Below are 7,350 nucleotides of genomic sequence, written 5' to 3'. Positions count from 1 at the left end.
TTTTTAAAAACGCAAAAAATTAATTGGAGATGCGTAATTTGGGAGGTAAAATGTAAAAACAACTTATACATTTGCAACAATAACCTCAAAATAAACCTCAAAATGAAATCAACATTCTTTAATACCCTATGTGTTTGTATCCTGCTATTTAGTAACAGCTTTGCACAGGGGCCCGCCACAACAGATGAATATAAAAAAGCTATTGTTAAGCTGGAAGGCGTACAAATGCGCTATTCGTTCGATGAGGTATCTAAACAATTATTAAAGCGACTGGAGGCCATCCCTAATTTTACGCAGCGCGAGTCGGCAGATATTAGGGAAGAATATGCTTCAGCTAAAGATACTATAAGGGGTACAGCCGTTTTAATTACCGATGGTAATAAAATGTATATGGTTACCGCCAAACACCTTATTGTATCTAAAGAAAAAACAGACGGCATAGAAGATATTAACCCCTTAATTATAGGTAAGGTTAATGTAAACGGCCAAATATCTAACGATATTAATATGATTGGCTTAACCTATTATTTCAGCAGACAACCAACCTTCGCGTTCTCATCAGATAAAGATGATGTGGCAGTAATATCATTCGCCTCAAAAAACTTTAAAAATTATGCCGATTATTTAAAAGGTATAGGTTGTGTACCTATCCCGGTACAAAATATTGCTACGGACGTAAATAATGGAGATGAATTGGTTGCAGTAGGGTATCCTGAAACATCTTTCCAGGAGCGCAGCACAGGTATCAGCACCGGCAAAGCTAAAGCAACTGATAAAGATCCGGCAAGCTTTACAGCAAATGTTTCGGTAACACCCGGCTACAGTGGCGGCCCGGTATTTAAAGGCAATAAACTGGTTGGTATAATTAGCTACCCTGATGATGTAACTTCAAATGCCGATGTAAGCAAAAAACCTTATAAAAAAGCATCATCAGCAACTGTAATTAAGGCATCGGTTATATTATCGGTTTTAAAAGATTTGCAGGGTAAAGAGGGGAAATAATATTCGGATTGATGCAGAAGGCACTCAAATAGCGAGATCAGTTTGCTATTTGAGTGCCTTTGTTTTTTAATCCTGCCATATAAGCTGCTATATCCTTCTCTGTTGAACCTGATTTAGTATTTAGTTCATCTATAATATTCTGCCGTTCCTGCTTAGTTTTATTTTGACTGAGCTTTTTCTTGCCCTGCACTTCGTCAACTATTATTTCAAAACCAACAATGCCTTTCATCATATTCAGCTTAAAATCTTCAGGTAGTGATTCCCATTGCTTTAAATAATCGGCTTCAAAAAACTGGATAGTTTGCTCTAATAATTGCGCCTTAGCTTCGGCGCTTTCAATTAATGTTGCCGTACCGTAAGCATGTACAGCAATGTAGTTCCAGGTGGGTACACTATTTACTTGCTCGTAGTGTTTGGGCGAGATATAAGCATGTGGCTCGGCAAATATTACCAATGGCTTTCCATTTAGTATTTCTGACGACTGCGGGTTTGCTTTAGCAAAATGTGAGGTCAGGATTATTTTATCATCGCACTGCGTTACTACAAAAGGCAGGTGAGTTGCCGAAGGTACACCATCATTAACCGTAACTATAGTAGCAAAACTATAACGCTGCATAAAGCTCAAGGCTTCCTGCTGGTCGGTTATCAGAAAGTGCTTTGGCGTGTACATATATTACAAGGTTTCCAGCATCTGCTTTAATACAGCTTGCGCCGCCCATACACGATTACCGGCTTCATGTACCACTATGGAGTTGGGCCCATCTAAAACCTCAGCAGATAGCTCTAAATTGCGTCTGACAGGCAGGCAATGCATTACCTTGGCATTATTGGTTGTCTTTAGCTTATCATTGGTAAGCATCCAATCTTCATTGCCTTCAAATATTTTTCCGTAAGGCTCAAAAGCAGACCAGTTTTTTACGTAGATGAAATCTGCATCAGCTAACGCTTCATCCTGGTTGGTAGTAATCGTAGCACCTTGTGTAAAATCGGTACTTAATTCATAACCGGCAGGGTGGGTAATGGTAAAATCAACATCAGCCTTGCACATCCATTCGGCAAAGGAGTTTGGTACAGCTTGCGGCAATGGTTTTATATGCGGCGCCCATGTTAATACCACTTTAGGGCGTGCTTTTGTTTTTAATTCCTCAATGGTTATCAAATCGGCCAAACTCTGCAGCGGGTGGCGGGTTGCTGATTCTAAACTTACTATAGGTATACCACAATATTCAACAAACTTGTTAAATATAACTTCGCTATAATCCTCATCGCGGTTGGTTAGACCCGGAAAGGATCGCACGCCAATGATATCCAAATATTCGCCCATCACGGCTGCCGCTTCGCGGATATGCTCAACGGTAGTACCGTTCATTACCACGTTATCGCGCAACTCTAAAGCCCAGCCTTCTTTATCAATATTTAGCACCATTACGTTCATGCCCAGGTTTAGCGCAGCTTTTTGGGTGCTCATGCGGGTACGCAGGCTTGGGTTTAAAAATACCAGGCCTAACGTTTTATTTTTACCCAAATGCTGGTGCGCATACGGATCATTCTTTAATGCTAAAGCTTCTGCAACTATGGCTTTTAAGTCGGTTACGTCGTTTACGGATGTAAATTTTTTCATGCTATACTATTATGATAAAACCGCAGATGGCTTTAATACATGGGTAAATGCTTCTAAAAATTGATCGGCATGCGCTTTGGTTAAGTTTAACGCAGGCAATAACCTGATCACATTTGGTTTAGCTTCGCCGGTGAAAATATGATGCTTAAATAAAAGATCTTTTTTTGCATGGGAAAACTCGGCAGGCAAATCAATACCTATCATTAAGCCCCGGCCCCTTACTTCATTAACCTCTTTAAACTTTTTAAGTTCGTCGATCAAATAACCGCCAACTTCGGCGGCATTTTGCATCAGGTTATCCTGCTCTATCACCTCTAAAACTGCTAATGCCGCGGCACAAGCCAAATGATTACCGCCAAAAGTAGTACCCAGCATGCCATAAGCCGGCTGAATTTTAGGCGATATACTGATGGCCCCGATAGGGAAGCCGTTACCCATACCTTTAGCCATGGTATATATATCGGCATTAACGCCCGCAAAATCGTGCGAGTAGAATTTGCCGGTACGCCCGTAACCGCATTGTACGCCATCGGCCACAAATACCGCGTTATGTTCGTCGCAAAGCGATCTTATTTTTTGCAGGAAGCTTTCAGGTGCAACTTGTATGCCGCCTACGCCTTGTATGCCTTCAATAATTACGGCTGATATTTCATTATCCGCGAAAGCCTGCTCTAAAGCCTCTTCGTCTTTCCATGTTACCCTTATAATATCATCAGTCTGATTAACAGGAGCTACAATTTTGGGGTTATCAGTAACCGATACGGCCAACGATGTACGCCCATGAAACGCGCCGGTAAAGGCGATAACCTTCTTTTTGCCATTATAAAACGATGCCAGTTTTAAAGCATTCTCAACCGCTTCGGCACCCGAATTGATCAAAAACAACTGGTAATCTTCTTTACCACTTACTTTACCCAGCTTTTCGGCCAATTCGGTTTGTAAGGGTATTTCAATAGAATTGGAGTAGAAGCCAATTTTATGTAATTGATCTTCTATTCGTTTTACATAATGGGGGTGGGTATGGCCTATGGATATTACGGCGTGCCCGCCGTATAGGTCTAAATATTCTGTTCCTTTATCATCGTAAACCAGGCTGCCTGCACCTTTTACAATATTGATATGGTTAATTGGATATACGTCAAATAATTTCATTTCGTTAAATTTTAAATACTTAAATAAATTGAGTTACGTCTGAGGTGGCTATAGGATCAAAATCCTGTCGCCTTAAGTCGTAATCCCGCGCGTTCATCAAGGCCAAATAGCAGGTTCATATTCTGCACCGCCTGACCAGACGCGCCTTTAAGTAAATTATCTAATATACTGATAATAAATAGTTTATTATCGTGTTTTTTAACTTGTAAAAATACTTTATTGGTGTTTACTACTTGTTTCAAGTCGATGTTTCTGCTGGTAACATGTGTAAACGGATCACCGGCGTAATAATCTTCGTAAAGCTTTAAAGCTTCTTCTTCGGATAACTCGCTTTCGGTATATACCGATGCAAATATCCCGCGTGTAAAATCTCCGCGATAAGGAATAAAATTAAGCGTTTGGTTAAAGTCTGGCTGCAGCTGTTTTAACGACTGACCAATCTCATTTAAATGTTGATGGTTAAAAGCTTTATAAACCGAAAGGTTATCATTACGCCAGGTAAAATGCGAGGTAGGCGATAAACTTTGTCCTGCACCTGTTGAACCCGTAGTTGCCGAAATATGTACCTCATTATTTAACAAACCTTTTGCTGTTAATGGTAGCAGGGCTAACTGTATGGTAGTAGCAAAACAACCCGGGTTAGCTATATTTTGCGCTGATTTTATGGCATCCCTATTTACCTCAGGCAATCCATAAACAAAGCTTTTGCTACCAATACTTGAATTTTGACTTAACCTAAAATCCTGACTCAGGTCGATGATCTTAACCAAATCAGGTATAGCATTAGCTTCTAAAAACTTTTTAGCGTCGCCATGTCCAACACAAAGGAACAATACATCGATATCAGTTGATAGTTCGCCGGTAAATTTAAGGTCGGTATCGCCAAACAGATCGGTGTGTACTTCGTAAATATAATTGCCGGCGTTGCTGTTGCTATGTACAAAAGCAATATCTACATTAGGGTGGTTAACCAAAATACGCAGCATTTCTCCGCCGGTATAACCTGCACCGCCTATAATTCCTGCTTTGATTTTATTTGATATCGATTCTGTCATTTTTTGCTGATGGATAGGTGTATAAAATAAACTCCAGGTCGGTATTTTGATTGTTGGCTATAAAGTGTTGTTGCTTAGGATTGATTTGGATAGCCTGTTGCTCCCTTAACTCAACATCTTCACCATCAATAACAAATTTCGCTCTGCCTTTTAAAATAAAGAAGAACTGTGTAGCCTTTTCGTGATAATGTAGTTTTTCGGCAGTATCAGGCGGCATTAATTCTTGCTTAACAGATAAGGCTTCGGTATCAACAAAGGTCCATCCGTGGCAATCATCACCCCACGTGTAATGCTCTAAACACTGGCTTTTTGAAAATACGCCCCCCCCGCCCCCTGAAGAGGGAGCCTGAATATTTTTTATATTTTGATCATCAGCCATATATTATGAGCTTAATTAGCTCCCCCTTCAGGGGGCTGGGGGGTATTAACTTTATGATATATCATTACCTGGTTACCAAATATTTTTGAGAAGCCTTTAACATCTTCACCGCTCCATGAGTTGTTCATCTCCCCATAGCTGCCAAACTTGTTCGACATCAGGTCATGATCAGACTCAATACCTACTACCTGGAAACGATAAGGATTTAATTGTACAAATACTTTACCGCTTACGTTTTTCTGTGTATCGGTTAAAAATGCTTCCATATTGCGCATAATAGGGTCATGAAACTGTCCTTCATGCAGCCAATTGCCGTAAAACATAGAAAGCTGATCTTTCCAGGTTAACTGCCATTTGGTTAAGGTATGTTTCTCTAATGTATGGTGCGCTTTAATAATGATCATGGGTGCCGCGGCCTCAAAACCCACACGGCCTTTAATACCTATAATAGTATCGCCTACGTGAATGTCCCTGCCAACGCCGTAAGGCTGTGCAATAGCTTGTAAGGCTTGAATAGCTTGTGTTGGATGATCATACCTTTTACCGTTAAGCCCTACAAACTCGCCTTTTTCAAAAACAAGTTCAAGGTTTTTGGTTTCTGACTCGGTTACCTGTGTTGGCCATGCTTCTTCAGGTAAGCCCAGGTTTGATGTTAAGGTTTCTTTACCACCAACTGATGTACCCCAAATCCCTTTATTGATAGAGTATTTGGCTTTCTCAAAGTTCATTTCAACACCGTGCTTCTTTAGGTATTCAATTTCGGCCTCTCGGCTTAATTTCAAATCGCGGATAGGGGTGATGATACCAACCTCAGGGATAAGAATATTAAATATCATATCAAACCTTACCTGATCGTTACCGGCGCCGGTACTACCGTGGGCCACAAACTCGGCGCCAATCTCTTTAGCATAGTTAGCTATGGCAGTAGCCTGACTAACACGCTCAGCACTTACCGAAAGGGGATAGGTGTTGTTTTTTAATACATTACCATATATTAAATAACGTACACAGGTGTTATAAAAATTCTCGGTCTCGTCAACCACATGGTGTGATGTAACGCCCATTTCGTAAGCGTGTTTTTCAACTGTTTTTAGTTCTTCATCACTAAAACCACCTGTGTTAACTATTACAGAATGTACCTCGTAACCAAGATCTCTTGTTAAATATATGCAGCAGAACGATGTATCTAAACCGCCACTGTAAGCTAATACTACTTTCTTTTTCATAAGCTAAAAGCAGAAAGCAAAAAGACCAAAGCTTTTTACTCTCTTAGTTTTTTAATTAAGCCAATTAACATGGCTTTAACTTCGTTAATTAATTTGTTTGTGGTATTATGTAAATCCTCATCAAAGTAAGACAAATCCTTACTTAAAAGACAACAGTATTCTAATTCATGTGCAGAACCTAATGCCATATCTAAAAAATGAGCAAAGTCTTTCTCTGTAAATCTTCCGCTTCCTTCAACAATATTCATCGGTATAGAGTAAGTAACGCGTTTTGTTTGACTCAATAAATCGAATTGTTCACTTTTAGGAAATTTGGGCAATATGTTTTTGTACACAAACAAGGTCAATTCGTGCGATCTTTTCCATACCTCCAATTTCCTATAATCTCTCATTTATATATTAAAAGCTTTCTGCTTTAGTCTTTCAGCTTTAAGCTTCAATTAAAAAATTTTTAAATCCTGCCCAAAACTTTTAATAGCATTTTCTATTCGTTCGAACAGAGTGGCCTTATGAGTAATCTCTTTTAATTTTTCTTGTGTGTTTTTTTCTAAATCTTTCGCCTTTTCAGCCGGGTCAAACAGCATGGCGGTACACATGCAGTTCTTCCGTTCTTTCATGGTCAATATATCATAATTAACGCAGCTTTTGCAGCCTTTCCAAAAATCTTCGTCCTGCGTAAGCTCCGAATAGGTTACCGGTTCATAGCCCAATTCAGAGTTTATTTTCATTACAGCCAGTCCAGTAGTTAATCCAAACAGCTTAGCTTCGGGATATTTGGTGCGCGAAAGTTCGAATATTTTATGTTTGATGGCTTTAGCTAAACCTACTTTACGGTATTCGGGCGCTACTATCAGGCCCGAGTTAGCCACAAAATCACCATGGCTCCAGGTTTCAATATAACAAAACCCGGCCCAG

General features: G+C 39.9%; 9 protein-coding genes. 1 reads left to right on the top strand and 8 read right to left on the bottom strand.

The genetic code is table 11. The features are described 5' to 3' along the window. The first annotated feature begins 102 nt into the window (after positions 1–102). Positions 103–1,002, top strand: a complete 900-nt coding sequence (locus ABI367_RS00170) for a S1 family peptidase (RefSeq protein ID WP_462230452.1) — start codon at positions 103–105, stop codon at positions 1,000–1,002. Between the two features lie 37 nt (positions 1,003–1,039). Here the strand turns inward: ABI367_RS00170 and ABI367_RS00165 are convergent, their stop codons facing one another. The 8 genes from ABI367_RS00165 to ABI367_RS00130 all read right to left on the bottom strand — a co-directional run. Then, positions 1,040–1,672: an FMN-binding negative transcriptional regulator gene (locus ABI367_RS00165; RefSeq protein WP_462230450.1), complete on the bottom strand. Its 633-nt coding sequence runs from the start codon at positions 1,670–1,672 to the stop codon at positions 1,040–1,042. A 3-nt stretch (positions 1,673–1,675) separates the two neighbouring features. Further along, the gene (locus ABI367_RS00160; protein ID WP_462230448.1) at positions 1,676–2,623 is read right to left on the bottom strand and encodes a Rossmann-fold NAD(P)-binding domain-containing protein; all 948 of its coding nucleotides are present in this window, start codon (positions 2,621–2,623) and stop codon (positions 1,676–1,678) included. A 9-nt stretch (positions 2,624–2,632) separates the two neighbouring features. After that, on the bottom strand, positions 2,633–3,775 hold the full coding sequence (locus ABI367_RS00155) for an aspartate aminotransferase family protein (RefSeq protein ID WP_462230446.1): 1,143 nt from the start codon (positions 3,773–3,775) through the stop codon (positions 2,633–2,635). A 56-nt stretch (positions 3,776–3,831) separates the two neighbouring features. Beyond that, complete coding sequence (gene argC / locus ABI367_RS00150) at positions 3,832–4,830, bottom strand: N-acetyl-gamma-glutamyl-phosphate reductase (protein ID WP_462230444.1); 999 nt, start codon at positions 4,828–4,830, stop codon at positions 3,832–3,834. After that, complete coding sequence (locus ABI367_RS00145) at positions 4,808–5,209, bottom strand: cupin domain-containing protein (RefSeq protein ID WP_462230442.1); 402 nt, start codon at positions 5,207–5,209, stop codon at positions 4,808–4,810. The genes argC and ABI367_RS00145 overlap by 23 nt, the downstream gene beginning before the upstream one ends. An 11-nt stretch (positions 5,210–5,220) precedes the next feature. Further along, entirely contained in the window at positions 5,221–6,435 is a 1,215-nt protein-coding gene (gene argG, locus ABI367_RS00140) for an argininosuccinate synthase (RefSeq protein ID WP_462230440.1), read from the bottom strand. Positions 6,436–6,470: 35 nt separating this feature from the next. After that, a complete protein-coding gene (locus tag ABI367_RS00135) occupies positions 6,471–6,827 on the bottom strand; it encodes a four helix bundle protein (RefSeq protein ID WP_462230438.1) in 357 nt (118 codons plus the stop codon). Between the two features lie 48 nt (positions 6,828–6,875). Next, a partial coding sequence (locus ABI367_RS00130; RefSeq protein ID WP_462230436.1) for a GNAT family N-acetyltransferase occupies positions 6,876–7,350 on the bottom strand: 475 nt, incomplete at its 5' end.

The organism is Mucilaginibacter sp. (genome assembly GCF_039935595.1).
GTDB lineage: Bacteria > Bacteroidota > Bacteroidia > Sphingobacteriales > Sphingobacteriaceae > Mucilaginibacter.
The sequence above is the reverse complement of the archived record's forward strand: the minus strand, read 5'-3'. Positions and strand labels throughout refer to the sequence as shown.

Excerpts from the sequence above, each read along its gene's own strand:
- argC (WP_462230444.1), bottom strand. The coding sequence starts at position 4,830 with ATGACAGAATCGATATCAAATAAAATCAAAGCAGGAATTATAGGCGGT.
- ABI367_RS00170 (WP_462230452.1), top strand. The coding sequence starts at position 103 with ATGAAATCAACATTCTTTAATACCCTATGTGTTTGTATCCTGCTATTT.
- ABI367_RS00135 (WP_462230438.1), bottom strand. The coding sequence starts at position 6,827 with ATGAGAGATTATAGGAAATTGGAGGTATGGAAAAGATCGCACGAATTG.
- ABI367_RS00155 (WP_462230446.1), bottom strand. The coding sequence starts at position 3,775 with ATGAAATTATTTGACGTATATCCAATTAACCATATCAATATTGTAAAA.
- ABI367_RS00145 (WP_462230442.1), bottom strand. The coding sequence starts at position 5,209 with ATGGCTGATGATCAAAATATAAAAAATATTCAGGCTCCCTCTTCAGGG.
- ABI367_RS00160 (WP_462230448.1), bottom strand. The coding sequence starts at position 2,623 with ATGAAAAAATTTACATCCGTAAACGACGTAACCGACTTAAAAGCCATA.
- ABI367_RS00165 (WP_462230450.1), bottom strand. The coding sequence starts at position 1,672 with ATGTACACGCCAAAGCACTTTCTGATAACCGACCAGCAGGAAGCCTTG.
- argG (WP_462230440.1), bottom strand. The coding sequence starts at position 6,435 with ATGAAAAAGAAAGTAGTATTAGCTTACAGTGGCGGTTTAGATACATCG.